The sequence below is a fragment of the Reyranella sp. genome (genome assembly GCF_052439685.1).
In the GTDB taxonomy this organism is placed as follows: Bacteria; Pseudomonadota; Alphaproteobacteria; order Reyranellales; family Reyranellaceae; genus Reyranella.
This window is the reverse complement of sequence record NZ_JBQVQG010000025.1, coordinates 1-22,253: the sequence shown is the minus strand read 5'-3', so window position 1 is coordinate 22,253 and position 22,253 is coordinate 1. Positions and strand designations below refer to the sequence as shown.

28 protein-coding genes are annotated in these 22,253 nt (G+C 65.9%); 10 read left to right on the top strand and 18 right to left on the bottom strand.

Going from position 1 to position 22,253, the window contains the following annotated elements; translation table 11 throughout:
* The first annotated feature begins 17 nt into the window (after positions 1 to 17).
* The 4 genes from ACT6UX_RS24000 to ACT6UX_RS23985 are packed head-to-tail and all read left to right on the top strand — an operon-like array spanning position 18 to position 2,727.
* Positions 18 to 164, top strand: coding sequence for a hypothetical protein (locus ACT6UX_RS24000; RefSeq protein ID WP_444777677.1), 147 nt, complete (start codon positions 18 to 20; stop codon positions 162 to 164).
* Between the two features lie 56 nt (positions 165 to 220).
* Positions 221 to 616, top strand: a complete 396-nt coding sequence (locus ACT6UX_RS23995) for an OsmC family protein (RefSeq protein WP_444777676.1) — start codon at positions 221 to 223, stop codon at positions 614 to 616.
* A gap of 28 nt (positions 617 to 644) precedes the next feature.
* Complete coding sequence (locus ACT6UX_RS23990) at positions 645 to 1,886, top strand: CinA family nicotinamide mononucleotide deamidase-related protein (RefSeq protein WP_444777675.1); 1,242 nt, start codon at positions 645 to 647, stop codon at positions 1,884 to 1,886.
* A gap of 34 nt (positions 1,887 to 1,920) precedes the next feature.
* Positions 1,921 to 2,727, top strand: coding sequence for an enoyl-CoA hydratase/isomerase family protein (locus ACT6UX_RS23985; protein WP_444777674.1), 807 nt, complete (start codon positions 1,921 to 1,923; stop codon positions 2,725 to 2,727).
* A gap of 20 nt (positions 2,728 to 2,747) precedes the next feature.
* On the opposite strand, the gene ACT6UX_RS23980 is transcribed toward ACT6UX_RS23985, so the two are convergent.
* Together ACT6UX_RS23980 and ACT6UX_RS23975 are read right to left on the bottom strand one after the other, a co-directional pair.
* Positions 2,748 to 3,623: a J domain-containing protein gene (locus ACT6UX_RS23980; protein ID WP_444777673.1), complete on the bottom strand. Its 876-nt coding sequence runs from the start codon at positions 3,621 to 3,623 to the stop codon at positions 2,748 to 2,750.
* Between the two features lie 28 nt (positions 3,624 to 3,651).
* Positions 3,652 to 4,595 (bottom strand): IS630 family transposase gene (locus ACT6UX_RS23975; RefSeq protein ID WP_444777672.1). Its coding sequence is split into 2 segments (ribosomal slippage): positions 3,652 to 4,257 and positions 4,260 to 4,595, totalling 942 coding nucleotides; the frame shifts between segments, so codons are not numbered across the junction.
* A 143-nt stretch (positions 4,596 to 4,738) separates the two neighbouring features.
* Here ACT6UX_RS23975 and ACT6UX_RS23970 point away from each other — a divergent pair.
* Both ACT6UX_RS23970 and ACT6UX_RS23965 read left to right on the top strand, forming a co-directional pair.
* Complete coding sequence (locus tag ACT6UX_RS23970; RefSeq protein WP_444777671.1) at positions 4,739 to 5,578, top strand: TauD/TfdA dioxygenase family protein; 840 nt, start codon at positions 4,739 to 4,741, stop codon at positions 5,576 to 5,578.
* 236 nt (positions 5,579 to 5,814) lie between these two features.
* On the top strand, positions 5,815 to 6,834 hold the full coding sequence (locus tag ACT6UX_RS23965) for an aspartate-semialdehyde dehydrogenase (protein ID WP_444777670.1): 1,020 nt from the start codon (positions 5,815 to 5,817) through the stop codon (positions 6,832 to 6,834).
* A 53-nt stretch (positions 6,835 to 6,887) separates the two neighbouring features.
* Here ACT6UX_RS23965 and ACT6UX_RS23960 read toward each other — a convergent pair whose 3' ends face one another.
* Positions 6,888 to 7,346 (bottom strand): helix-turn-helix domain-containing protein, encoded by a 459-nt coding sequence (locus ACT6UX_RS23960; RefSeq protein ID WP_444777669.1) that lies wholly within the window; start codon positions 7,344 to 7,346, stop codon positions 6,888 to 6,890.
* Between the two features lie 223 nt (positions 7,347 to 7,569).
* Here ACT6UX_RS23960 and ACT6UX_RS23955 point away from each other — a divergent pair, with 223 nt between their 5' ends.
* The gene (locus ACT6UX_RS23955) at positions 7,570 to 8,514 is read left to right on the top strand and encodes a LysR family transcriptional regulator (protein WP_444777668.1); all 945 of its coding nucleotides are present in this window, start codon (positions 7,570 to 7,572) and stop codon (positions 8,512 to 8,514) included.
* Between the two features lie 11 nt (positions 8,515 to 8,525).
* Here the strand turns inward: ACT6UX_RS23955 and ACT6UX_RS23950 are convergent, their stop codons facing one another.
* From ACT6UX_RS23950 to ACT6UX_RS23930, 5 genes are all read right to left on the bottom strand, one after another.
* The gene (locus ACT6UX_RS23950) at positions 8,526 to 8,807 is read right to left on the bottom strand and encodes a PepSY domain-containing protein (RefSeq protein WP_444777667.1); all 282 of its coding nucleotides are present in this window, start codon (positions 8,805 to 8,807) and stop codon (positions 8,526 to 8,528) included.
* Positions 8,808 to 8,893: 86 nt separating this feature from the next.
* Positions 8,894 to 9,649, bottom strand: coding sequence for a phosphoadenylyl-sulfate reductase (locus ACT6UX_RS23945; RefSeq protein WP_444777666.1), 756 nt, complete (start codon positions 9,647 to 9,649; stop codon positions 8,894 to 8,896).
* A gap of 7 nt (positions 9,650 to 9,656) precedes the next feature.
* Entirely contained in the window at positions 9,657 to 9,956 is a 300-nt protein-coding gene (locus ACT6UX_RS23940; RefSeq protein ID WP_444777665.1) for a hypothetical protein, read from the bottom strand.
* Between the two features lie 53 nt (positions 9,957 to 10,009).
* Complete coding sequence (locus ACT6UX_RS23935; RefSeq protein ID WP_444777664.1) at positions 10,010 to 10,189, bottom strand: hypothetical protein; 180 nt, start codon at positions 10,187 to 10,189, stop codon at positions 10,010 to 10,012.
* A 19-nt stretch (positions 10,190 to 10,208) separates the two neighbouring features.
* Positions 10,209 to 10,406 (bottom strand): hypothetical protein, encoded by a 198-nt coding sequence (locus tag ACT6UX_RS23930; protein ID WP_444777663.1) that lies wholly within the window; start codon positions 10,404 to 10,406, stop codon positions 10,209 to 10,211.
* 490 nt (positions 10,407 to 10,896) lie between these two features.
* Between ACT6UX_RS23930 and ku the strand changes: the two genes are divergently transcribed.
* Entirely contained in the window at positions 10,897 to 11,760 is an 864-nt protein-coding gene (gene ku, locus ACT6UX_RS23925) for a non-homologous end joining protein Ku (protein ID WP_444777662.1), read from the top strand.
* Between the two features lie 34 nt (positions 11,761 to 11,794).
* Here ku and ACT6UX_RS23920 read toward each other — a convergent pair whose 3' ends face one another.
* From ACT6UX_RS23920 to ACT6UX_RS23900, 5 genes are all read right to left on the bottom strand, one after another.
* Positions 11,795 to 12,826: an NAD-dependent epimerase/dehydratase family protein gene (locus tag ACT6UX_RS23920; protein WP_444777661.1), complete on the bottom strand. Its 1,032-nt coding sequence runs from the start codon at positions 12,824 to 12,826 to the stop codon at positions 11,795 to 11,797.
* A complete protein-coding gene (locus ACT6UX_RS23915) occupies positions 12,823 to 13,572 on the bottom strand; it encodes a glycosyltransferase family 2 protein (protein WP_444777660.1) in 750 nt (249 codons plus the stop codon). Before ACT6UX_RS23915 ends, ACT6UX_RS23920 begins: the two co-directional genes overlap by 4 nt.
* Before the next feature lie 13 nt (positions 13,573 to 13,585).
* Positions 13,586 to 14,305 (bottom strand): TIGR04282 family arsenosugar biosynthesis glycosyltransferase, encoded by a 720-nt coding sequence (locus tag ACT6UX_RS23910; RefSeq protein ID WP_444777659.1) that lies wholly within the window; start codon positions 14,303 to 14,305, stop codon positions 13,586 to 13,588.
* Positions 14,306 to 14,321: 16 nt separating this feature from the next.
* Positions 14,322 to 15,497 carry a trans-sulfuration enzyme family protein gene (locus tag ACT6UX_RS23905; RefSeq protein ID WP_444777658.1) on the bottom strand — a complete coding sequence of 392 codons (1,176 nt, stop codon included), beginning with the start codon at positions 15,495 to 15,497 and terminating at the stop codon, positions 14,322 to 14,324.
* Between the two features lie 75 nt (positions 15,498 to 15,572).
* Positions 15,573 to 16,001 carry a PRC-barrel domain-containing protein gene (locus tag ACT6UX_RS23900; protein WP_444777657.1) on the bottom strand — a complete coding sequence of 143 codons (429 nt, stop codon included), beginning with the start codon at positions 15,999 to 16,001 and terminating at the stop codon, positions 15,573 to 15,575.
* A gap of 178 nt (positions 16,002 to 16,179) precedes the next feature.
* Between ACT6UX_RS23900 and ACT6UX_RS23895 the strand changes: the two genes are divergently transcribed.
* Together ACT6UX_RS23895 and ACT6UX_RS23890 are read left to right on the top strand one after the other, a co-directional pair.
* Entirely contained in the window at positions 16,180 to 16,848 is a 669-nt protein-coding gene (locus ACT6UX_RS23895) for a cytochrome b/b6 domain-containing protein (RefSeq protein WP_444777656.1), read from the top strand.
* 14 nt (positions 16,849 to 16,862) lie between these two features.
* Positions 16,863 to 17,654, top strand: a complete 792-nt coding sequence (locus tag ACT6UX_RS23890) for a molybdopterin-dependent oxidoreductase (RefSeq protein WP_444777655.1) — start codon at positions 16,863 to 16,865, stop codon at positions 17,652 to 17,654.
* Here the strand turns inward: ACT6UX_RS23890 and ACT6UX_RS23885 are convergent.
* The 5 genes from ACT6UX_RS23885 to ACT6UX_RS23865 form a co-directional block, all read right to left on the bottom strand.
* Complete coding sequence (locus ACT6UX_RS23885; protein ID WP_444777654.1) at positions 17,612 to 19,573, bottom strand: hypothetical protein; 1,962 nt, start codon at positions 19,571 to 19,573, stop codon at positions 17,612 to 17,614. The two genes, ACT6UX_RS23890 and ACT6UX_RS23885, sit on opposite strands and share 43 nt — an antisense overlap.
* A 29-nt stretch (positions 19,574 to 19,602) precedes the next feature.
* Complete coding sequence (locus ACT6UX_RS23880; RefSeq protein ID WP_444777653.1) at positions 19,603 to 20,133, bottom strand: cupin domain-containing protein; 531 nt, start codon at positions 20,131 to 20,133, stop codon at positions 19,603 to 19,605.
* A gap of 82 nt (positions 20,134 to 20,215) precedes the next feature.
* Complete coding sequence (gene msrA / locus ACT6UX_RS23875) at positions 20,216 to 20,953, bottom strand: peptide-methionine (S)-S-oxide reductase MsrA (protein ID WP_444777652.1); 738 nt, start codon at positions 20,951 to 20,953, stop codon at positions 20,216 to 20,218.
* Between the two features lie 29 nt (positions 20,954 to 20,982).
* Entirely contained in the window at positions 20,983 to 21,486 is a 504-nt protein-coding gene (gene msrB / locus ACT6UX_RS23870; protein ID WP_444777724.1) for a peptide-methionine (R)-S-oxide reductase MsrB, read from the bottom strand.
* A gap of 165 nt (positions 21,487 to 21,651) precedes the next feature.
* On the bottom strand, positions 21,652 to 22,253 hold a 602-nt coding region (locus tag ACT6UX_RS23865), incomplete at its 5' end, for an aminotransferase class III-fold pyridoxal phosphate-dependent enzyme (protein WP_444777651.1).

The following is a 22,253-nucleotide window of genomic DNA, read 5'->3' as shown; positions in this document are numbered from 1 at the left end:
CTGACAGGGAGATATACATGGCTGCGAAGAAGAAGGTTGCGAAGAAGAAGGCGGTGAAGAAGGTCGTCGCGAAGGCGAAGGCAAAGACGAAGACCAAGACCGCCGCCAAGAAGGCTGTGAAGAAGGCCGCCAAGAAGGCAGCTTCCAGCCGCAAGCGTCGCTAGACTGATGCGAGGGCCCGGCAACGGGCCCTCCAGCATCGGGAGGCGACGACGGTAACATGGCGCACGCAAAGGCAAGCATCGGCACGAAGAACTACGCGACCACCATCGCGACCGGCCATGGCGGACATCACAAGCTCACGGCCGACGAAGGGCCTGAACTTGGCGGCACCGATGCCGGCCCCGCCCCCTACGATCTCCTCACTTCGGCGCTGGGCGCCTGCACCGTCATCACGCTCCGCATGTATGCCGAGCGCAAGCAGTGGCCGGTGACGGCGGTTCATGCCGACATCCATTTCAGCCGCGATGGCGACAAGCAGCGCATCGACCGTGTTCTCAAGATCGAGGGCGCCGTCGACGACGAGCAGAAGAAGCGCATGGCCGACATCGCGGAGCGCACACCCGTGACGTTGACACTGAAGAACGGGCTGGAGATCAGAACGTCGCTGGCGTGAGAGGCGGCGTTCGCCGATACTCCCGCGAATGCGAGTCGAAATCCTCTGTACCGGTGACGAGATCCTAACCGGCAAGACCATCAACACCAATTACAGCCACATCGCCCGCCGCCTCGTCGAGCTCGGGCTGGGCGTGCACTGGGGTACCACGGTCGGCGACGACCGCGAGAGCCTGCTGAAGGCCTTCCACCAGGCCGGCGAGCGCGCCGATGCGGTGATCGTGAACGGCGGGCTGGGGCCCACGGTCGACGATCTTTCACAGGAGGTCGCCGCCGAGGCCTGTGGCGTCGAACTGGTGCTGAGCGACCCCTGGATGGCCCGCATGGAAGAATCCTATGCGCGGCGCGGCCGGGTCATGCCGCCCAACAACAGGAAGCAGGCCATGCTGCCGGCCAATGCCGAGCTGATCGACAATCCGATCGGCACCGCCTGCGGCTTTGCCGTCACCATCGGCAAGGCACGCTTCTTCTTCACCCCCGGCGTGCCGCGGGAGATGCGGCGCATGCTCGACGAGGAGGTGCTGCCGCGCCTCCTGGCGATGAGCGGAATCGCGGGCGTCACCCGGCTGAAGCGCTTCCACACATTCGGCATCGGCGAGTCGCGTGCCGACCAGATGCTGGGCGACATGGACGTGTTCAAGGCCGACGGCGGCATCAAGCTCGGCTTCCAGGCGCACTATCCGCAACTCGAGACGAAGCTTGCCCTGCGGGCCGACGACGAGGCCGCATTGACCGCCTTGCTCGCGCCGGCCGAGGCCGAAGTGCGCCGCCGACTGGGTAACTTCATCGTCGCCGAGGACGACCAGACGATCGAGGGCGTGATCCTGGGCAGGCTACTCGCGAGCGGATCGACCCTCGCCATCGCCGAGACGGTGACCGGAGGCCATCTCGCCGCCCGCATTGCCCCGCTCCCCGGCGCGGAACGGGCGTTCCGGCGCGCCACCATCGCACGCGATCTCGCCGAACTGGGCGCCACCGCGGTCTCCCCCGATCAGGCCGCGGTCGTCGCCAAGGCGCTACGCGCCTCAAGCGGCGCCAGCCACGCGCTGGTCGTCCTGCTGGAACTCGACCAGGGGGCCGACCGGCCCGACATGGGCGGCACGATCTGCATCGGCCTTGCCGACGCCGGCGGCGCGGTGACGCGCCAGGCGCGTCTGGTCGGCGGCCGCGACTGGGTGCGCGTGGGCACGACCGAACTCGCGCTCGACTGCCTGCGCCGCCACCTGCTGGGCCTGCCGTTCGACGAGCGAATCGACTTCGAACGCCGCTGACCTGGCCGCCTTTCTGAACGGATAGGAGCAACACATGGCTGTCGTCGAAACCGAGAAGCACGGGCAGATCTTCGTCGTGCGGATGAACCGGCCCGATCGGCTGAACGCCCTCAATCACGAGATGCGGACCGAGTTGTCGGCCGCGTGGAACGAGTTCCGCACGGCCAAGGACCTCGAAGTCGCAATCTTCACCGGCGCCGGCCGCGGCTTCTGCGCCGGCGAGGACATGAAGGAATCGCTGAAGGACGGGGCGCCGGGCGGCCGCCGTCCCGAGATCGAGGACCCGTTCATGTCCGGCAAGCTCGAGAAGCCGGTGATCGCCGCGATCAACGGCTTCGCCATGGGCGGCGGCTTCATGCTGGTGGAACGCACCGACCTGCGCGTCGCCGTCCGCGAGGCGGTGTTCGAGGTCTCCGAGGCAAAGCGCTGGCTGCTCGGCGGCTACAATCACGGCCACATCGCCAACCTGCCCTATCCGGTGGCGATGGAGATGGCGCTCGGCTTCCGCTTCACTGCGCAACGCTTCTACGAGATTGGCTTCGTGAACCGCCTGGTCGATGCCGCCGATCTCATGCCGACGGCGATGTCGATGGCCGAGCACCTGCTCACCCTGCCGCCCGCGTCGCGGGTGAACACGGTGCACATGATGCGACAGATGCGTCCCGCCCCCGGTCCCGAGATGCAGCGCCTCGCCGAGGCCCTGCACGAGCACGGCGCCAAGAGCGACCTGATGGAATCGCGCGCCGCGTTCGCCGAGAAGCGCAAGCCCAGCTTCCAGGGCTGGAACGACCCCGAGGACCGCTACCGCCTGCCGACCCTCGAAGGTCTGAAGAAGAAGTAGAGCGACCCGACCTTCGTCGCTCAGTAAGCCAGACCTTCGCAGCGCGCGGCGAGGGTCTGCACGATCGCGCCGGCTGGATTGGCATAATACAAATACGTGCCGTGCTCCTGCCCGCGCTGGACGACGATCGTGATCGTGTCGCCCGGCACGATTCCCGTCAGCACCACCAGATTGCGGTCGGCGAACTGCACGGACGCGCGCACGGGCTGAACGCCATCGTAGATCACGGTGGATTCGCCATCGCGATTGATGAGGGCAAATCTGACGCCATCGTCGGCCACGCAGAAAGACTGACCGTCTGCGACTGCGGCCGGCGTGGACCGCAGGGCGAAGGAGCGACCTGCGACCACACCGCCGATCGGCACCGACATCGGGAGGGACGCAGGGCCGAACTGGCTCGGCTGGTCGACCGGCGGCAGCGGTTTCAGGCTCTGCTCGGCAGGCGCACTCCCTTGGCGCTCCAGTGAGGACGCGGCCAGCATCGAGCCGGATCCGCCATCCTTCGCTGCGCGCGTGGCGAGATAGCTTCCAAGGCCGAGGAAGGCCAGCACCACCACCGCAACGACCGTGAGCGATCGACGCCGCGCCGCCGCGTGCGCATGCGGCAGGTAAACGGGCATCGGTGCGGCACGTCGCGGGACACGCGATCGGGCGACCCGCGCGGCGTCGAGCGCCGCCCGCACCTTCACATCGTAGCCCGCGCGGCTGTCTGGATCGGAAAGCGTCTGATAAGCATCCGCGATCTGGCGGAAATTGAAGGCGGCCAGCTCTGGATTCCCCGTCGCGACGTCGGGATGATAGCGTTTGGCTAGTGCCACATAGGCGGCACGGACCGTCGCCGCGTCGGCGGTCCAGGGCACGCCCAGCACCAGATAGTGATCGACATCGATCTTCATCGCGTCCGCATCCTAAAGCGGGATGACTCTAGGTTCGAGTGTATCCTGCTTTTGCGAAATAGTTGGCGCACTCTGCGGGCTGGACGGTAGGCAATAGGGCGGCGATAGCGCTGTAGATTGCGTCGTGGGTGCGTCGTGCGGCCTTGCGCAGGCCGTGTTTGAGCTTCGAGAAGAGCATCTCGATGGGGTTCAGGTCTGGCGAGTACTTGGGCAGGAAGAAGAGCTTTGCTCCCACGGCCCTGAGAGCGCGCCGGACGGCGCTGCTCTTATGCGAGCCGAGATTGTCCATGATGACGATGTCGCCAGGCCGCAGGGTCGGGACGAGGACTTGCTCGACGTAGAGGCGGAAGCTCTCGCCGTTGATCGGCCCCTCGAGCAGCCATGGCGCGTCGACCCGATCGTGTCGCAAGGCAGCGAGGAAGGTCATGGTCGTCCAGCGGCCATGCGGCACCTTGGCAGGCAGGCGCTGACCAAGCGGGCCCCAGCCGCGCAAAGGAGCCATGTTGGTCTTGGTCCAGGTCTCGTCGATAAAGACCAGGCGGGTCGGATCGATACGGCCCTGGTAGGTCGTCCACTGATGGCGCTGCCGTGCTACGTCCGGGCGATCCCGCTCGCTGGCGACCAACGTCTTTTTTTATAACTCAGCTTCTCGTCGTGAACGAACTGCCAGACCACGCGATAGTCGACGCTGAGGCCGCGCTCGGCCAGCTCGTCGACCAGGCCGCGCAGGGTGAACGCCTTCTCCCGGCACCGCTGCAGCAGCCACTCCCGATACTCACCGACCAGCTTCTTCGGCCGATGACCCCCCATGCGGTCAGGGGCAAAGCTGCCGGTCTCTCGGTAGCGGTTTACCCAGCCGATCGCTGTGCTGACCGCAACATCGAACCGTGCCGCCGCCTGGTTGCATGACAGGCCGCCTGCCACTGCTTCTATGACGCGTTGTCGAAGGTCCATCGAATAGGGTGCTGCCATCCAAGCTGGCCTCCTGCCCAGCCGGTACGTTGAATCAGATCAACCGACCGTTGGGAATCCCCTTTCGATTCCTTCCTATCTCATCCCGCTCTAGACGGGCGTATCCTGCTTCTCAACGAAGCCAAATCCCGGAGGAAACCCAAATGGCCTATCAGTCGATCGAAGTCCGCAAGCTGACGCCGTTCATCGGGGCGGAGATATTCGGTGTCGATCTCGGCAAGCCGCTCGGCAACCAGCAATTCCAGGAAGTGCACGATGCCCTGATGGAGAACCTGGTGATCTTCTTCCGCGACCAGAAGATGTCGATCGAGCAGCACAAGGAGTTCGGCCGGCGCTTCGGACCGCTGCACGTGCATCCGAACGCACCCATCACCTTCCCCGAGCATCCCGAGATACTGGTGATCAAGGCCGACGAGAACTCGAAGCATGTCGCGGGCGAGGAATGGCACAGCGACGTATCGTGCGACCTCGAGCCGCCGATGGGCTCGATCCTCCATCTCACCGAGGTCCCGCCCGACGGCGGCGGCGACACGCTGTTCGCCAACATGTACCGCGCCTACGACACGCTCTCCGAACCGATCAGGCAGATGCTGCGGGGGCTGACCGCCCTGCACGACAGCTCCAAGGCGCATTACTATCGCACGAAGGCGACGGACCGCGACGACATCAAGTTCCCCAATGCCGAGCATCCGATCGTTCGCACCCATCCGGTGACCGGCAAGCAGGGCCTCTATGTCAATCGCGGCTTCACGCTCCGCATCCCGCAGCTCAAGCGCCACGAAAGCGACGCGCTGCTCGAGATGCTCTACCGTCACATCGAGACGCCGGAATTCCAGTGCCGCTTCAAGTGGCAGCCCAACTCGGTGGCCTTCTGGGACAATCGCTGCGTCCAGCATCACGCCATGTTCGACTACTTCCCGCACCGGCGGTACGGCCATCGCATAACGGTCTGCGGCGACAAGCCGTTCCTGCGCCTGAACTGACCCTTGACCGGGCGGCCTTTACAGCCGCCCGGCCTTCGCCCTATATCCCTGCCACCATGCTGCGTTTCACGACCAAAACGACCACGACTACCAAAACGACCACCTTCGGTGGGCCGGCGAGGACGTGCGCGTAGAGTCGAACGTGACATAGGACAACCTCTCAAGGCCCCGCCGGTTCGGACGGGGCCTTTGTCTTTCCAGGCGTCCGTCTCCCGGTTTCAACGAAGGAGACAGACATGAGTTCGAGCCCCCTGACAGTCGCCATCGTCGGCGCGACCGGCGCCGTTGGCGTCGAGTTCCTGCGCTGCCTGGCCGAGCGCCGCTTTCCGGTGAAGGAGCTGCGCCTGCTGGCCTCCGCCCGTTCGGTGGGCCGCGAGCTGTCGTTCGACGGGAAGGCCCTGGTGATCCACGAGCTGACCGAGCGAAGTTTCGAGGGCGTCGACATCGCGCTGTTCTCGGCCGGCGGCGGCATCTCGAAGCGCTATGCCCCCATCGCCGTCGCGGCCGGCGCTGTCGTGGTCGACAATTCCTCCGCCTTCCGCATGGACCCCGAAGTGCCGCTGGTGATTCCCGAGATCAATGCCGGCGCGATCGCCAACCACAAGGGTATCGTCGCCAATCCCAATTGCGCAGCGATCATCGCCATCACGCCGCTCTGGCCGATCCATCAGCACAATCGCATCCGGCGCATGAACATCGCCACGTATCAGGCTGCCTCGGGTGCCGGCGCGGCAGCCATGGACGAACTGGCCTTATCGACCCGCGCCTATCTCGACGGCCGCGCGTTCGAGCCGAAAGTGCTCCCGCATCCCTACGCCTTCAATCTGTTCAGTCACAATACCGCGATCGATCCCGCGACCGGCTACAACGACGAAGAGACCAAGGTGATGCGCGAGACCCGCAAGATCTATGGCGACGAGGAGCTGCGGCTGTCGGCGACCTGTGTGCGGGTACCAGTGCTGCGGGCTCACGCCGCCGCCGTCACCTTCGAGTGCGAGCGTCCGATCGACGAGGCCCGCGTTCGTGCGCTGCTCGCCAACGCGCCCGGAGTGCGCATCGTCGATGACCGCGAACGCAACCTCTTCCCGATGCCGCGCGATGCCAGCCAGCAGGACGACATCCTGGTCGGCCGCATCCGTCAGGATCTGGGCGATCCGACCGGTCATTCGATCTCGCTGTTCGTCGCCGGCGACCAGCTGCTGAAGGGCGCCGCTCTCAACGCCGTGCAGATCGCGGAGCACCTCCTGGCGGCCTGAGATCATACGCAGTTCCTTTCCTCCACCTGGAGGAGAGGACTCTTCGGCGGTGACTACTTCTTCTTTGCCGCGCGGCCGGCGACATGGCTGGCCTCGCCCATGGTCTTGACCAGTTCGTAGATGCGGCGGCGCAACGGCTCGTCGCGAATCTTGTAGTAGGCGCGCACCAACTCGAGGGTCTCGCGCTTGATGAGAGGATCCTTCTCGATTGCGAAGGGGGTCCCGGCCTCGCCGAAACCGCCGCCCTTCTTGATCTTGGTCGCCATCGGGCGGCCGGACAACACGTTCCCCGGCATCTCGTCGAAGAAGTACGAAACCGGCACATCCAGTGCCTTGGCGAACTCGAAGAGGCGGCTCGAGCCCACGCGATTGGAGCCGCGTTCGTACTTCTGGACCTGCTGGAAGGTGAGACCGACGGCGTCTCCGAGCTTGGTCTGACTCATGCCGAGCAGGGTGCGCCGCTGGCGCATGCGAACGCCGACATGCGCGTCGACGGGATGTGATTTGGCCATCTATCTCTCTTCCACAATGTTCACGGCACTGTGAACCTGGCTGGCGTGCCGCTGGCCAAGTCTTGTCCGCTTTCTTGATACGCTTGCGACGCGTGCCGGACCACGCTGAAGACATCGCCCAGTCGACCACCGCCGCGCCCGAACAGGCGGCAGACCACATTCGGCGAAATCTTCCGATCTGCAACCCGACGTTGCTCTCAATCGGTCGATGCGTCCAATATCGTTGGCGCTTCCCATTGATACCTCTATGGTATCAATCATGGACTTGAGAACGCTCCGCTACTTCAGTGCCGTCGTGCGCGAAGGACATTTCGGGCGCGCTGCCGCTTCGCTGGGCATTGCCCAGCCTCCCCTCACCCGCCAGATCCAGAAGCTCGAACGCGAACTGGGCGTCGTTCTGCTCCATCGCAGCCAGAAGAGATTCGAGGTGACACAGGCGGGACTGCTGCTCTACGAGCGGGCCAGGCGGCTCCTGGACGGCGTCGAACAGGCCGAAGCAGACGTACGGCGCCTGGGGATCGGCGAAACCGGACGTCTCGTCATCGGATTCGTGCGCTCCACGCCTTTCACCATTCTCCCCGGCATCGTGGTCCGGTTTCGCGCAACTTATCCCGACGTCGAACTCGAATTGCGGGAGATGCGCAATCCAGACCAAGTGAAATGCCTCGAGAACGGCATCATCGACATTGGTCTGCTACGGCCGCCGATCAGCAGTCGCGCCCTGCAAATGGTCACTTTGATCCGCGAGCCGTTCCTTGCGCTGGTTCCTGCGAACCATTCGCTCGCCGATCACTCGACGATCAGCATCCGGCAACTCGTCGCTGAGCCTTTCGTCATGTACTCCCGTGCTGGCTCCCCGCTCATCCATGCTCGCGTCATGGAGATGTGCCGGCGCGCGGGATTCGAGCCCCGTATCGCGCAGTATGCCGACCAGATTCACACCGTCGCGAGCTTCGTGGGCGCGGGCCTGGGAGTGGCCCTGTCGCCGTCGACGGTGACGAGCTTCAACATGCCCGGCCTCCACTGCCTGGCGATCTCTGACAAGCCCGCGGCTTTGCCCGTGGTGGCAGTGTGGCGCACCGGGAATGCTTCCGTTCTGGTGCGCAACTTCACCCGTATCGCCCGTGAGGCCGCCTCAGCCTGGCGGCCGCAGGGCCTGCCTGGCTGAGGCAGTCACGGTCAGTCGGGCTTCTTCGAGAGCATCTTGAAGTCCGGATCGAAGGCGAGGTCGTGCTTCTGGTTGCCGCACATGGCATCGTCGACCTCGAACTTGCCGGCGGGGTGCGCCGTCGCCTTGTCGTCGTCGAACTCCATCTTGCCGCCCGTGCAGCCCGCCGCCTTCACCGCCTCCTCGAGTTTCGTCCGCTCCTGATCCGTCACGGGGCGGTCCTTGGCCATTGCCGGGCCGGCCAGGACAGCCGAGACGAAAAGCAAAGCGGGAACGGTGAACATCGATCGCATCTCGGACTCCTCGGGTTGCATTGCACAAACAATGCAATGCTTTTCGAGGATCATAGTTCCGCCCCGAGTGCGTATCGGGGCGACCTTCACGTCGATGGCAGAACCGCGAGGCCTCCCGCGGGGCGATGGATGCCGCACTCGGTCTTCGCCAGACCGCGCCACCGCCCGGCCCGCGGGTCCTCGCCAAGGTGGACCGGCGACGTGCAGGGCATACACCCGATCGACGGGTAACCGCGGCCGGCCAAAGGATGCGGCGGCAGCAGATGGCGGCTCGCATGGGCCTCGATCTCCGTCTGGCTCCACTTGGCCAGCGGGTTGATCTTGACGTGTTTCCCATCCCTCTCGAACACGGGCATCGCTTGGCGCGTCGCGGCCTGAAATCGCTTGCGACCGGTGATCCAGGCGTCGAATCCCCCAAGGGCCCGCTCGAGTGGCGCGACCTTGCGGAAGGCACAGCAGCCGTCCGGATCCCAGGTTGCCCGGCTCAAATCGGCATCGTGACGCGCGGCTTCCTCTGGCGACGGTCCCACACTGCGCAGGTCGCGCAGCCCGAGCTGGCGCACGAGATTGTCGCGATGCGCGATCGTCTCCGCGAAGTGCCGGCCTGTGTCGACGAATATCACCGGGGTGGAGGGATCGACTTCCGCCACCATGTGCAGCAGGACTGCCGAGTCCGCGCCGAAGGAAGAGACGACGGCGATGCGGCCGGCAAAGATCTCGCCGATAACGGTCTGCAGGATAGAGGGCGGTTCGGCCGCGTCCAGGCGCCAGCTCAGCGTGGCGACAGTTTCGGCGGACACCGGCCGGCCCCTGCCGACATCGTCCTTCTTGGAAGTCTTCACGTGGCACCTAGTACTGGTCAGCCTGCTCAAGCTCGCAGGTCAGGTCGCGCTCGACCTCGCTTGTGAGCTCATCGAGCGTGTCGCGGACGCTGCCCATCGCACAGGCAACGTCACTGCTGGGTACTTCGAACTCCGCGGCAAGCCGGCTCAAGACAGCGCGAATGTCGACTTCGGCACGACGCTGGGCGCGTCGCAACGCATCGAGGCGATCCAGTGGATCTGGAACGCTGGAGAATTGCCTTGCCCATTCCGCCAGCAGAGGCAGGTGCGTGCCCGGGAGCGCCGTCAGAAGCGGCAATAGTCTCATGAGACTGCCTCCCCTGTTCGATGACCTGGCCCTGGCCTGGATCGCCGGGACGTTCATCGCGCCGCCGCCTTGCCGAAGGCTGCGTCGGACCCCTTGGGGAGCTCACGCGTCGGATCGTAGGAAACATCGGTCAGCACAACGTCCGCAGGCGTCTGCGCACGCACGGCGACGATGATGGACATGAGGCCTGCCGCGATGGCGAAGGCCACCAGTAAACTCTGTCGAGTTGTCATGATGATTATACCTTGTCGATCAAGGGTGGATGGGGCCGCGACCCGACCGCCGCGACAGTCGGGCGGCGGCAAGCCGGGCCTGGCCGGGCGTGCTGAACTGGATGCCGTCGAGTTCGAAGAACGGACGCGCCGTTGCATGGAAGCGAAAGGCGTTACCTTCGCGCAGGACGATGCCAGCAGGCTCGCCCCAGATTTCGACGATGAAGGGGTCGGACATGGCTCCGCTCCGCCGGCCTGTAGGCCGGCTATTCTCACGGGAATTTGGCGTGGGTGTCGGTGGCTCAGGCGAGCCGACTGTTCAGCGGCACATGCCGCGTCGACAAGGCTGGTGGCGGTTCGAAATAGGGGCCTGGGTCATCGCTGCCTCATCCATGTAGCGGAGCCCACGGTCGTGTCGTGACGCTTTAGCACTTGGTGTCGCGGCGCAAGCTGCTCCTCAAATCCCGCGGTCTTTCGACGCTTCAGAATTGCGCCTGAACATGCCCTCAAACAATGATCGGGATTTCCAAAGTTCGACCGGGGCAGGAAACGACCGCAGCGATCGAGGTGGGCGCGGCAGAATTCCTTGCCGAATAACACCTCACCCAACCCGTGGTGAGATCAAAATCAGAACGACCACCACAGATCGAAATCCTCCGATCGGCTACGGCGTGCCGCAACAATAAACGCCGCCCACAGTTGAATCGGCCTACGTGAGGGGAACCAAAATGGCTGCAAGACCGAGCTGGGAAGGGCATCTCCGCCTTTCCCTGGTGACTTGTCCTGTCTCCCTGTGGTCGGCGACGACCGAGGCGGAGACGGTACGCTTCAACCTGATCAATCCGAAGACCAACAATCGCATCCGCATGAAGACGGTGGACGGCGGCACGGGTGAGGAACTGTCGCGCGCGGATCTCGTGAAGGGATTCGCGATCGCCAAGGACGAATATGTGCTGCTCGACAAGGAAGACTTCGAGAGCGTGAAGCTCGAATCGACGCGCATCGTCGACATCGAGAAGTTCGTGGCGCGCGAGACGATCGACCGCCTCTACTGGGATACGCCCTATCATCTCGTGCCCTCCGGCAAGACCGGGATCGAAGCCTTCGCGGTGATCCGAGAGGCCATGAAGCGCAAGGGCATGGTGGCGATCGGCCGCCTGGTCATGAGCACGCGCGAGCGGGTCTGCGCCATCGAGATCGAGGAGGACGGACTGGTGCTGACGACCCTGCGCACGGCGGAGGAGGTGCGCACCCTCGACGAGATCGGCCATCCTGACCTGCCCAAACCCAACGCGCAGATGCTGGAGATCGCCGAGAAGATCGTGGCGCAGCAGTCCGGCGAGTTCGACCCTGCCGACTTCACGGATCGATACGAGGACGCGCTGCGCGCGCTCATCGAGGAAAAGAAAAAGGGCAAACCCGTGAGGACCAAGCCAGTGCGTGAGGAAGCGGATTCCGGCGTCGTCGACCTGATGGCCGCCCTGAAGAAAAGCCTCCAGGGCAACGGGCCCGCGCGCGAGCGCGCCGAGCGATACGCCGCCGCCGCGCGTGCCGACAAGAAGAAGCGGTCGGCGCGACGCAAGGCCGCCTGAGTCTGGTCACCGCGTTGACAGGAGGTGGCCGACGCTATGCGTTTGCCGCCAGCTCCTGCATGCCGGCCGCAAACTCGACCCGGGGCTGCCAGTCGAGTTCGGCGCACAGGCGCGACGAATCGGCGGTGATGTGTCGGACGTCGCCCAGGCGAAAATGGCCGGTGAGCTGCGGCGCCGGGCCCTTCATCGCGGTCGCCAGCGCGGCGGCCATCTCGCCAACGGTGCGCGGTGTGCCGGAGCCTACATTGAAGGCGCGGACGCCCGTGTCGTGTTTCTCGCAGGCTGCGATCGTGGCCGCGGCAACGTCGCGGACGTGAACGAAATCGCGCCGCTGGCCACCATCCTCGAAGACCTGTGGCGGCTTTCCCTGGCGCAGCGCCGACGTGAAGATGGCCGCGACCCCGGCATAGGGCGTGTTGCGCGGCATACCCGGTCCATAGACGTTGTGATAGCGCATCGCCGCGACCGTGCCGCCGGTCGTGCGTGCCCAGTTGGCGGCGTAGAATTCCTGCGCCACCTTGCTGCTGGCATAGGCATTGCGCGGATCGAGCGCGGCGCTCTCGCTGACCAAACCGGTGGCGAGCGGTGTGCCGCACATCGGACACGGCGGCTCGAACTGGCCGGCCGCCAGCGCCTCCGCGCGGCGCGGCGCCGGCGCCACGGCGCCATGCTCGCCGCAGACACCGACGCCCTCACCGTAGACCACCATGGAACTGGCCAGCGTGAGGCGAGCGACCTTGGCGCGCGCCATGCCGGCCAGCAGCACCGCCGTGCCGACATCGTTGCTCGACGCATAATCGGGGAGATCGCCGACATCGACGCCGAGCCCCACCTTGGCCGCGAGGTGCAGGACGGCATCTACGCCCTGCAGCGCGCGATCGACCATGGCGGCATCGCGCACGTCGCCGTGCACGAAAGCGACGCCTTCGGGGGGTGTCCAGGGGCGGTCGCCATGGACATCCTCGCGGAGCGAGTCGAGAACACACACTTGGTGGCCGCGAGCCAACAGCTCGCGGAGCACATGCTGGCCGATAAAGCCGGCGCCGCCGGTCAGAAGCGTCCTCATCGCACCGGTTCCCCCGCTTCTATCGGCCGTCGGGTGCCCCGCAGCGTGGCGGCGAGCCGCAGGAAAGTGCGCGTGATCACCCAGGCGGCCTTGAGACCGGCCACGAGATCGCCCGACACCTTGGAAACACCGCCGCGACGGCAGCGATGGTCGACCGGGACCTCGACGACGCGCAGGCCCAGGGCGGCGACCCGCATCTGCATTTCGAGATTCCAGCCGAAGGTGCGCTCGCTCATGCCAAGCGCGCGCAGGTCGGCGAGCCGCATCGCGCGGAACGGCGACATGTCGGTGAAGCGCACGCCGTAGGTGAGGCGCAACAGCATCTCGGCCACTTTGCCCGCCACGATCTGCTGCGGTGTCATGCTGCCCGGTTCGCGTACGCCACGCAGCCGTGAGCCCATCACGAAATCGGCCTCGCCCATCGCGAGGGGCGTCACGACGGCGGGCAGGAATGACGGTACGTCGCTGCCATCGCCATCCATGAAGCAGACGATCTCGGTATCGGATCTAACGGCGGCGACACCGGCGGCGCAGGCCTGGCCGTAGCCCCGGCGCGGTTCGCTGACGACGCGCGCGCCGGCCGCCGCGGCTTGCGCCGCCGTGTCGTCGGTCGAGCCATTGTCGACGACGATGATCTCGTCGGCGCCGACGGCGCGGACCTCCTGCACGACGGCGGCGATCGGCTTGCCCTCGTTGAGACAGGGAATGACGACGACGACCCGTCGCGTGCCGGAGGCCAATTGCATCCTGTATCTCCGGTCAGTCGGCTGCGAGGACGGAAGCGCGATTGCGCTCCAGCAGAAACCGCCGCGTCGCGGGGGCATCGGCGCCCTTCATCGGCAGCGACATGGGCGCGACACCCAGAAGTTCGTCCTCGAGCACCCGCAGCGAGGCCGCGTCGTCGACATCGTACCACGGCGGCACGTCGACGACCGGCAGGCCGATCTCTGCCGCACGCTCGCAGGTCCGGCGATAGACCGTCTCGGTGCTCCATTCGATCTCCTCGAACAGGCGACGGTGCGGCCGCGACAGGCCGATCAGCGTGTAGCCGCCATCTTCCGCGGGACTGAGTACCACGCTGTCGCCCTTTCGCACCGCCTCGACGGCGGCGCGGAGAATCTCCGGCGGAAGGGTCGGGCTGTCGGAGTTTACCAGCAGCACGCCGTCATGGGTTTGCAACAACGCATCGATGCCGTGGAACAGGCGCTCGCCGAAATTGCCCTCGACCTGCGGCAACAGGACGAAATCCTCCGGCAGCAACGACAACAGCGCCGTCTCTGAGCCAACGGGCGTGTAGACCGCACAACCGGCCACGCCCTCATCGGCTTGGGCGAGCCAGGCGATGGTGCGCGACAAGTCACGAATGAAGCAGGCCGAAATGCCTGCGCACTCATCGGGCTGCAGGGGTGGCGACAGACGCGTCTTGGATTTCCCCGGCGTGGGGGTCTTGCACATGATGCCGATCGTAACCTTGCCCACCTGATTCTTCTCCCTCTCAGAGTCGGCCGAATGACCCGGTCGTGACACCCAGCGCCTGAACCAGGTCCATGAAGAGGTCGTCGACATCCTCCAGTCCAACCGAGAGGCGCAGCAGGTCCGACGGACAGGGTGTGCCGGCGCCCTCGATCGAGGCGCGATGCTCGATCAGGCTCTCGACGCCGCCCAAAGACGTGGCGCGCTTCCACAGTTCGACCTGGGCCGCAACGGCGACCGCCGCCGATTCGCCTCCCTTGACGCGGATCGACAGCATGCCGCCGAAGCCGCCGACCATCTGACGCAGCGCAATGTCGTGGCCGGGATGGCTGCGCAGGCCGGGATAGAGGACGGCGCTGAGCGCGGGATGACCGACCAGCCGACTGGCGAGCTTGGCAGCCGTACGCGCCTGCGCCGCCACGCGTACATGCAGGGTCCGCATGCCGCGCATCAGCAGCCAGGCGTCGAACGGCCCCAGGATGGCGCCGATCTGCGCGCGCGCACGGCCGATGCGCTCCCACATCTCGTTGCGCTCCGCCGTCGCCAACCCGCCGGCGACCACGTCGGAATGACCGTTGAGGTACTTGGTGGCGGAATGGACCACGAGATCGGCGCCCAGGGCCAGCGGCCGCGTGAAGATCGGCGTCGAGACCGTCGAGTCGACGCACAGGAGCGCGCCGGCCGCGTGCGCTATGTCGGCGACGGCGGCGATGTCGGTGATGCTCCACAGCGGATTGCTGGGCGTCTCGATCCAGACCAGCCCGGTCTCGCCCGGGCGCATCGCGCCGCGCACCAGATCGAGGTTCGACGTATCGACGAAGGTAACGGCATGGCCGGTACGCTTCGCCACGTCCTCCAGCCAGACGCGCAGCCCGTAATAGATGCCCTGCGACGCGAGGATATGCATCGGCCGGTCGAGCGCCTGCAACACGGCGTTGGCCGCGGCCATGCCCGAGCCGAACATCAGCGCGTCCTCCGCGCCTTCGAGCGCCGCCAACAGCGCGCCCGCCTGCTGGACCGAAGGATTGTCCGAGCCGCCATAGATGCGGCCATTGCTGTAGCCGTTATCAGCGTCGCGCAGATAGGTCGTCGACATGTAGATCGGCGAAACCAGCCCCCGCGTCACCGGCTCGACAGCCCCGAAGCCCTGCGCAACGATCGTCCGCGTCTTCAGCGGAGAGCGCGATTCATGATCCAAGGGAAATCTCCCTCCCGGTGATGCAATACCCAGCCAGGAAACTGGCTGGTCGCGTCGAAGTCGCCGAAGTCCGGGTCATCGCCGGCCGATCGCGATCTTGATGATCTCGTCACGGCCGATCGGCGTCGCCTGCGTGCTGACGAACGTCGGCGCCTTGTCGAACGACGCTGGCGGAAATTCGAGCGCATTGAGGTGGCGGCCGAGGATCACCACCGTCTCGATCGGCACAGCGACGGGCTGGCTTTCACCGGCGAACCAGCGGCGGTACGGCACGATGAGCTTCACTCTTCCGTCGGGCGTGCGAACGACATCGCTGACGCAACCGATCGTCGAATCCTGGTCGTCGAGCACCGGCAAGCCGATCAGGTCGCCCACCCGCACGGGCTGCGGAAAACGCCGCGCCATCTTCTCGTCCTGGGACAGCAAGGCAAAATCCGCCTGCGCCATCGCCGGCAGCCACAGGCCCTGGGATAGCAGAAGCACTGCAGCGACTGCCCACCGCATCGATCTCTCCTCAAAAACGCTACGCTTGAAGAGGTATTCGCGACGGCACGCACTTCGTTACAGGGCACTCGAATAATTTGGCCAAAAGGCCGGGTCACAAACCCGTGAGCGGCTGTAAGGATTCGCCCGTTCTGCGCGAACAACTCACTCGAGAACCACCATCCGAAGAGACGCCCTCATGCGCAAGAGATCGAAACCGCTTCATCCCTGGCCATTGCGTGTCATGCACTGGATCAATGCGCTCGCAATGGTGTTGATGATCGGTAGCGGCTGGAAGATCTACAACGACGAAGTCCTGTTCGGCTGGCTGCATTTTCCCGATTGGATCACGATCGGCGGAGAGGCGCAGGGCGCGCTGCAATGGCACTTCTTCGCCATGTGGGTGCTGATGCTGAATGGGCTCGCCTATCTTGCCTACGGCTTCGCGACCGGCCGCTTCCGAACCAAGTTCCTGCCGATCCGCGTCGCCGAATTCGTCGGCGACGTTCGCGACGCCCTGGCGCTGCGCCTCTCCCACGCCGACATCACGCGCTACAACGCCGTGCAGAAGCTGCTCTACACCGGCATCATCCTGGTGATCGTGGTGCAAGTCCTGTCGGGCTGGGCGATCTGGAAGCCGGTGCAGCTTTCGGAGCTGGTGAGCCTGTTCGGCGGCTTCCAGGGCGGACGGCTGGTCCATTTCCTCGGCATGGCGGCGATCGTCGGATTTCTCGTCATCCATGTCGCGCTGGCGCTGATCGTGCCCAGGACCATCGGCGCCATGATCACCGGCGGCCCGAAAGTGGATCCCCCGGCCGAGCCCGAGGCGGAAGCGCCGGTCATCGCCAACTCGACAACAACCCACTGACTCCGGAGCCACCCATGCCCGTTCGCATCCCCTCGCCCTCTTCCTTTCGTCCCAAGGCCGGCATCGACCAGAGCGTGCTCGAAAACAACCGCGAACTGCTGGCCGATATCGGCCGGCGCAACATCCTGCGCGGGTCGCTGAGCCTCGGCGCGCTCGTCATGCTGACCGGCTGTGACGTCACCAACGACAGCGCGGTGCAGTCGGTGCTGCGCCGCGTGTCCTCTTTCAACGACCGCTTCCAGGAGTTCATGTTCCGGCCGAATCACCTCGCGCCGACCTACAGCGAGGCCGAGGTGGTGAAGCCGCCGCGCTTCAACGCCTATTATGACGCCAACGACGTGGCGCCGGTCGATGGCACGACCTGGAAGCTCGAGCTGGCCGGACGCATCACCGACAAGACGCCCTGGAACGTACAACGCTTCATGCAGCTGCCTGAGCAGGAATGGATCATCCGCCACATCTGCGTCGAGGGCTGGGACTATATCGGGCAGTGGTCCGGCGTGAACCTGCGCACCTTCCTCGAGATGGTCGGCGCCGACCTCAAGGCGAAGTACGTCGCCTTCAAGTGCGCCGACGACTATAGCGGCAGCATCGACATGGCGACGGCGCTGCACGCGCAAACCATCCTGGCGACGAAGTATGCCCGCCAGCCGATCACCGATCCCTATGGGTTCCCGCTGCGCCTGCGGACCGCGACCAAGCTCGGCTTCAAGAACCCCAAGTGGATCACCGCCATTGAGGTGACCAACACCTATCCCGGCGGCTACTGGGAGGATCGCGGCTTCAACTGGTTCGCGGGCATCTGAACCCGGCGGTAGATGCGCCAATCGTTGCCTGCTTCGACGGGCTTGTACACGTCGCCCGACGCGAACGGATCCCTGGTCCAGGCGCCATCCTGCGGCGTCAGCACGATCACGTCGCAGCCATAGCGGTCCGTCAGCGCCCGCACATCCTCGGGCCGCGCCGTGCCGGCAAAGACACGGTCGAACAGATCCTTGGTCGCGGCGCGCGACGCGGCTGGCGCCGCGGCGAAAGCGATGGCGAGATCGTCGCCGGCATAGCAGGAGCGCCGATTGCCGAGCAGCGCCCAGGAGATGTTGACCGGCCACGGCGTCGCGTCGCCGAGGAACGAAGGGCTGTTGGCCACGCGCTCGTCAATCGAAGCAAGGCGCTGCACCGTCCGCCACAGCGCGGGTACGCGAGCGAGGTCGCGCTCCGATGGCGACGGCGAGGCAAACAGGTCTTCGCGCATCAGTTCCAAAGTGTAGGGCATCGCCAGGACCACGCCGACGGCGGCCACCACTGAAGCAATGCGCGCCGAGACGGCGGGCCAGCGCGAGATCGCCGTCGCGGCGAAGGCGACCAGCACCAGCAGCGCCGGCAGCACCGCGCGCCAGCCGAGGTCGTTATTCCAGGCGACGGTGCTGCGCAGCAGTCCGCCGACGATGAGGCTCGCCGCCACCAGCAGCGCCAGTGGCGTCACGCCAGCGTGGCGCTCCTTCAGCAGCACGAACAGGCCGATCAGCCCGGCGACGTAAAAGGAGGCGAACTCGACCGGCAGATAGACCAGCCAGTAGGCCGGAACGTCGAGCCACGCGCGTAGCGTCGCGGGCACGGTGGGGTCCAGCACGTCGACGGGTGAGACGGCGACCGGAAAGCCGCCGCCGCGCGCTGCCGCGACTGACGCCTGGTCGAGCAGGAACGGCAGGCTGAGCGCCAGCGCCAGGGCGCCCGCCGTGCCGACCTTCACCGCGAAGCCGGCGCGGCGGTGCGGTTCGAGGCGAACCATCAGAAACAGCGCGATCGCCAGCACCGCCACCGCGAAGGTGACACCACCGACCCAGATCGAGGTCTGGTAGCCCGCCGCCGCGAGCAGCCCGAAGACCAGCGCGGCAAACCAGCCGCCGCCCTCGGCCAATCGTACCAAGGCGAGGCAGGCCAGCACGACGCACACGGCTGAGGCGAGATGCTGCGGCGCCCAGGCCGTCTGGAACAGCCAGCCGCCGAGGCCGGAGGCCGCCTTCAACGGCAGCGCCTCGACCACCGCCCGCACCGAAGCACTGGCCGCCAGCCCGAGGACGAGGAACGGCGTGGCCTTCCCGGCGCCGAGGCGCAGCGCCAGGCCGATCATCAGCAGCAGCGAGGCGAAGGCGGTGAACCAGGTGAGCGCGGCATCGGCTTCCCAGCCGCTGGCGCCGGTCAGCACCGCGAACACCGAGGCGCCGAAATGCCAGAGATAGTAGTAGGCGAGACGATCGGGCGCGCCCGACTCGGAGATGAACGGGTTGAGCGCCGGCACGCCGCTGCGCGCCATCTCGTCGATCATTGCGATCTTGGAATGATCGAAGATCGAGGCCGCCAAAGTCACGCCCTCGCTCGTCGCCTTGGGCAGCACCGACGCCGCCGGCACCCAGGCGAGCAGCGCGGCGAGACCGACGGCGACGGCGAGCGAAACCGGCATCCGCAGTGTCTGCTTGTGCCGGCGCATCGCCACAAGCGCCGCGACCAGGCATGCCACCGTCACGGTGACGATGGCACCCCGACCCATGCCGACCAGCCTGAAAACCGGCAGCGCTACGACCGTATGAACGGCAAAGCCCAGTCCCGGCGCCAGCAGCAGCATGCCGGGTCCGGCAAACAGCCGTGCTGCCAACGGCACGCCGACCCAGGTCCAGACGACGGCCATCGCCACGGCTGCGCTGAGAGCGTGTTCGAAAGAGGCCATGTCCTAGGCGATCACGGGCGGCGCGATCCTCAGACCGGCACGGCGCCGTTCAGGACGAACAGGACGCGGGCGATGCGGTCGGTGCGGTTGGCCCAGGCATGGTTGGTGCCACGCTGGATCAGCACGTCGCCGACCTGCATCAGCGTCTCGCCGACATCCATCAGCGCCCAAATCTCGCCCTCGATGACAATGGCGTAGTCGACGCTGTGGGTCTTGTGGAAGCCGGGATGGCGTGCGGCGTTGTCGTGCGCTTGCGTCGCGCCGTACTGGTGGAACACCTCTGCCTGGTTGCCGTAATTGCGCTCGTTGTCCGGCGGGAACTCGACGATGCGCAGGACATTGCCGGCAGCCGGCGGCTCGAGCTTGAACGACCGCGCCGTCGGATCGGGCTGCCCCGCCTCGTTGGTCGTCGGCACCGCGTCGAGCAGCCAGAGGTTGGTCAGGCCGACATTGGGCGAATGTGAGGGGGAGAAGCGGTTGGGCGCAGGTCCGTCCTCAAGAAATACGGAGCGCCCTTCCTTGTCGTGTCCCGTCACGATCCGGCGGACCGGCTTCACCATGCGTCGTCTCCCTTCGAGGATTTCGACGCACTATGGCTCACCGCGCGGCGGGTTTCACCGCCCCGCGATGAGCACGCCGGACTCACCGGCTGACTTTGCCGCCTGCCACGCGCAACAGCACCGGATCGGCGCGCCACGCCGCCGGGAACAGGCGCTTCAGCCCTTCGATCTTGGGAAGATCGTGGTGATAGATGTACGGGCTGGTCGGATTGAGCGTGGCGTAGTCCTGGTGATAGGCCTCGGCGGCGTAGAACGGCGTGGCATCGTTGAGCTGCGTCACGATCTTCTTGGGGAAGATGCGGGCCTGGTCGAGCTGGGCGATATAGGCCTCGGCAATGCGGCGCTGCGCCGGATCGGTGAAGAACAGCGCCGAACGATACTGCGTGCCGACATCCGGCCCCTGGCGATTAAGCTGCGTTGGATTATGGGCCACCGAGAAGAAGATCTGCAGGATCTGGCCGTAGCTGACGATCCGCGGATCGAACGTCACCTCGACCGCCTCGGCATGACCGGTGCGACCCGACGTCACCATGTCGTAGACGGCCTTGTCCTTGGGGCCGCCGGCATAGCCGGAAACGGCGCGGCTGACGCCCTTCACGTGCTGGTACACGGCCTGCACGCCCCAGAAGCAGCCGCCGGCCAATACAGCCGTTTCGGTCGTAGCGTCGGACTTGCGCTCGTCGAGCGCCGGCGCGGGCACCACGACCATCGCCTCCTGCGCCCCGGCCGGGAGAATGCCGTATAGGGCCGCGCCCGCCAGCGCGGCTCCCGAAAGAAGAAGCGCACCGCGCCGGCCTCGATCAACGCGAATCTGGGTCATCGATCCCTCCTGAACTTTCGGCTTCGAAGCTAGGCGGCGGCAACCGCGAAGGTCATGGCCACGCCGTTCATGCAGTAGCGCAGGCCGGTCGGCCTGGGCCCGTCGTCGAAGACATGGCCGAGATGGCCGCCACACTGGGCGCAGTGCACCGAGACGCGCTTCATGAACAGCGTGGTGTCGGTCTCGGTGCCGACCGCCTTGTCGAGCGGCGCCCAGAAGCTCGGCCAGCCGGTATGGCTGTCGAACTTCGTCGCCGACGAAAACAAGGCGAGCTGGCAGCCGGCGCAGGCAAAGGTGCCTTTGCGGTGCTCGTCGTTGAGCGGGCTCGAATAGGCTCGCTCGGTGCCGTCTTTTCGCAAAACGGAGTATTGCGCCGGCGTTAGGAGCTGCTTCCATTCAGCATCCGTGCGCGCGACCTTGAACGCCGCCTCGGCAGCGGCCGGCCGCACGCGCCAGGGCATGGCGGCGAACAGCGCCGCGGCGCCGAGTCCGACGCCAGCTCCCAGTTTAAGGACGTTCCTTCGGTTCGACAGGACAGACTTCGACATAGAGGGCCTCCTCTGACCGTACGGCAAGGGACCACCCTGACCTGGGCCCGACCATCCCGATATCCAATTGAAGATATCGAGAGGTCGCCGTTACCGTCCCTCCCCCTGTGTACGGGTGGACCGCTCCAAACGTTACAGCCGTTTCGCGACCTACAGATTGAGGTCCTTCTTCGCGTCGTCGAGCGCGAGCTTGAAGCGCTTGCACATCTCGCCGATCTGCTCCTCGGTGATGATGAGCGGCGGGGTGAAGGCGATGCGGTCGCCGATCGCGCGAACGATCAGCCCGTGGCGCAGCGCATGGTCCATCACCATCGTGCCGACCTTCTGCTCGGGCGCCCACGGCGTGCGCGCCTTGGCGTCCTTCATCAGCTCGACGCCGGTAAACAGGCCGACGCCGCGCACGTCGCCGACCAGCGGATGGTCGCGGAACTTCTCCAGGCCGGCCTGCATCACCGGCCCGACCTTGCGTACCTGGCCCACGATGTCACGCTCCTCGTAGATCTTCAGCGTCTCCAGCGCCACGGCACAGGCCACCGGATGGGCGCCGTAGGTGAAGCCGTGGCCGAACGTGCCGTTGGTGGCGCTGAGGCTCTCGACCGCATCGTAGACCTTGTCGGAAATCATCAGCGCCGAAATCGGCTGGTAGGCCGCCGACAGCGCCTTGGCGCAGGAGATCATGTCGGGCTGGATGCCGTAGGTCTCGCAGCCCCACATGTTGCCGGTGCGGCAGAAGCCGGCGATCACCTCGTCGG

Bases quoted from the DNA above. Each gene is read 5' to 3' on its own strand.
- ACT6UX_RS24000 (WP_444777677.1), top strand. From the start codon at position 18: ATGGCTGCGAAGAAGAAGGTTGCGAAGAAGAAGGCGGTGAAGAAGGTC.
- ACT6UX_RS23995 (WP_444777676.1), top strand. From the start codon at position 221: ATGGCGCACGCAAAGGCAAGCATCGGCACGAAGAACTACGCGACCACC.
- ACT6UX_RS23990 (WP_444777675.1), top strand. From the start codon at position 645: ATGCGAGTCGAAATCCTCTGTACCGGTGACGAGATCCTAACCGGCAAG.
- ACT6UX_RS23985 (WP_444777674.1), top strand. From the start codon at position 1,921: ATGGCTGTCGTCGAAACCGAGAAGCACGGGCAGATCTTCGTCGTGCGG.
- ACT6UX_RS23980 (WP_444777673.1), bottom strand. From the start codon at position 3,623: ATGAAGATCGATGTCGATCACTATCTGGTGCTGGGCGTGCCCTGGACC.
- ACT6UX_RS23970 (WP_444777671.1), top strand. From the start codon at position 4,739: ATGGCCTATCAGTCGATCGAAGTCCGCAAGCTGACGCCGTTCATCGGG.
- ACT6UX_RS23965 (WP_444777670.1), top strand. From the start codon at position 5,815: ATGAGTTCGAGCCCCCTGACAGTCGCCATCGTCGGCGCGACCGGCGCC.
- ACT6UX_RS23960 (WP_444777669.1), bottom strand. From the start codon at position 7,346: ATGGCCAAATCACATCCCGTCGACGCGCATGTCGGCGTTCGCATGCGC.
- ACT6UX_RS23950 (WP_444777667.1), bottom strand. From the start codon at position 8,807: ATGCGATCGATGTTCACCGTTCCCGCTTTGCTTTTCGTCTCGGCTGTC.
- ACT6UX_RS23940 (WP_444777665.1), bottom strand. From the start codon at position 9,956: ATGAGACTATTGCCGCTTCTGACGGCGCTCCCGGGCACGCACCTGCCT.
- ACT6UX_RS23935 (WP_444777664.1), bottom strand. From the start codon at position 10,189: ATGACAACTCGACAGAGTTTACTGGTGGCCTTCGCCATCGCGGCAGGC.
- ACT6UX_RS23930 (WP_444777663.1), bottom strand. From the start codon at position 10,406: ATGTCCGACCCCTTCATCGTCGAAATCTGGGGCGAGCCTGCTGGCATC.
- ku (WP_444777662.1), top strand. From the start codon at position 10,897: ATGGCTGCAAGACCGAGCTGGGAAGGGCATCTCCGCCTTTCCCTGGTG.
- ACT6UX_RS23920 (WP_444777661.1), bottom strand. From the start codon at position 12,826: ATGAGGACGCTTCTGACCGGCGGCGCCGGCTTTATCGGCCAGCATGTG.
- ACT6UX_RS23915 (WP_444777660.1), bottom strand. From the start codon at position 13,572: ATGCAATTGGCCTCCGGCACGCGACGGGTCGTCGTCGTCATTCCCTGT.
- ACT6UX_RS23900 (WP_444777657.1), bottom strand. From the start codon at position 16,001: ATGCGGTGGGCAGTCGCTGCAGTGCTTCTGCTATCCCAGGGCCTGTGG.
- ACT6UX_RS23895 (WP_444777656.1), top strand. From the start codon at position 16,180: ATGCGCAAGAGATCGAAACCGCTTCATCCCTGGCCATTGCGTGTCATG.
- ACT6UX_RS23890 (WP_444777655.1), top strand. From the start codon at position 16,863: ATGCCCGTTCGCATCCCCTCGCCCTCTTCCTTTCGTCCCAAGGCCGGC.
- ACT6UX_RS23885 (WP_444777654.1), bottom strand. From the start codon at position 19,573: ATGGCCTCTTTCGAACACGCTCTCAGCGCAGCCGTGGCGATGGCCGTC.
- ACT6UX_RS23880 (WP_444777653.1), bottom strand. From the start codon at position 20,133: ATGGTGAAGCCGGTCCGCCGGATCGTGACGGGACACGACAAGGAAGGG.
- msrA (WP_444777652.1), bottom strand. From the start codon at position 20,953: ATGACCCAGATTCGCGTTGATCGAGGCCGGCGCGGTGCGCTTCTTCTT.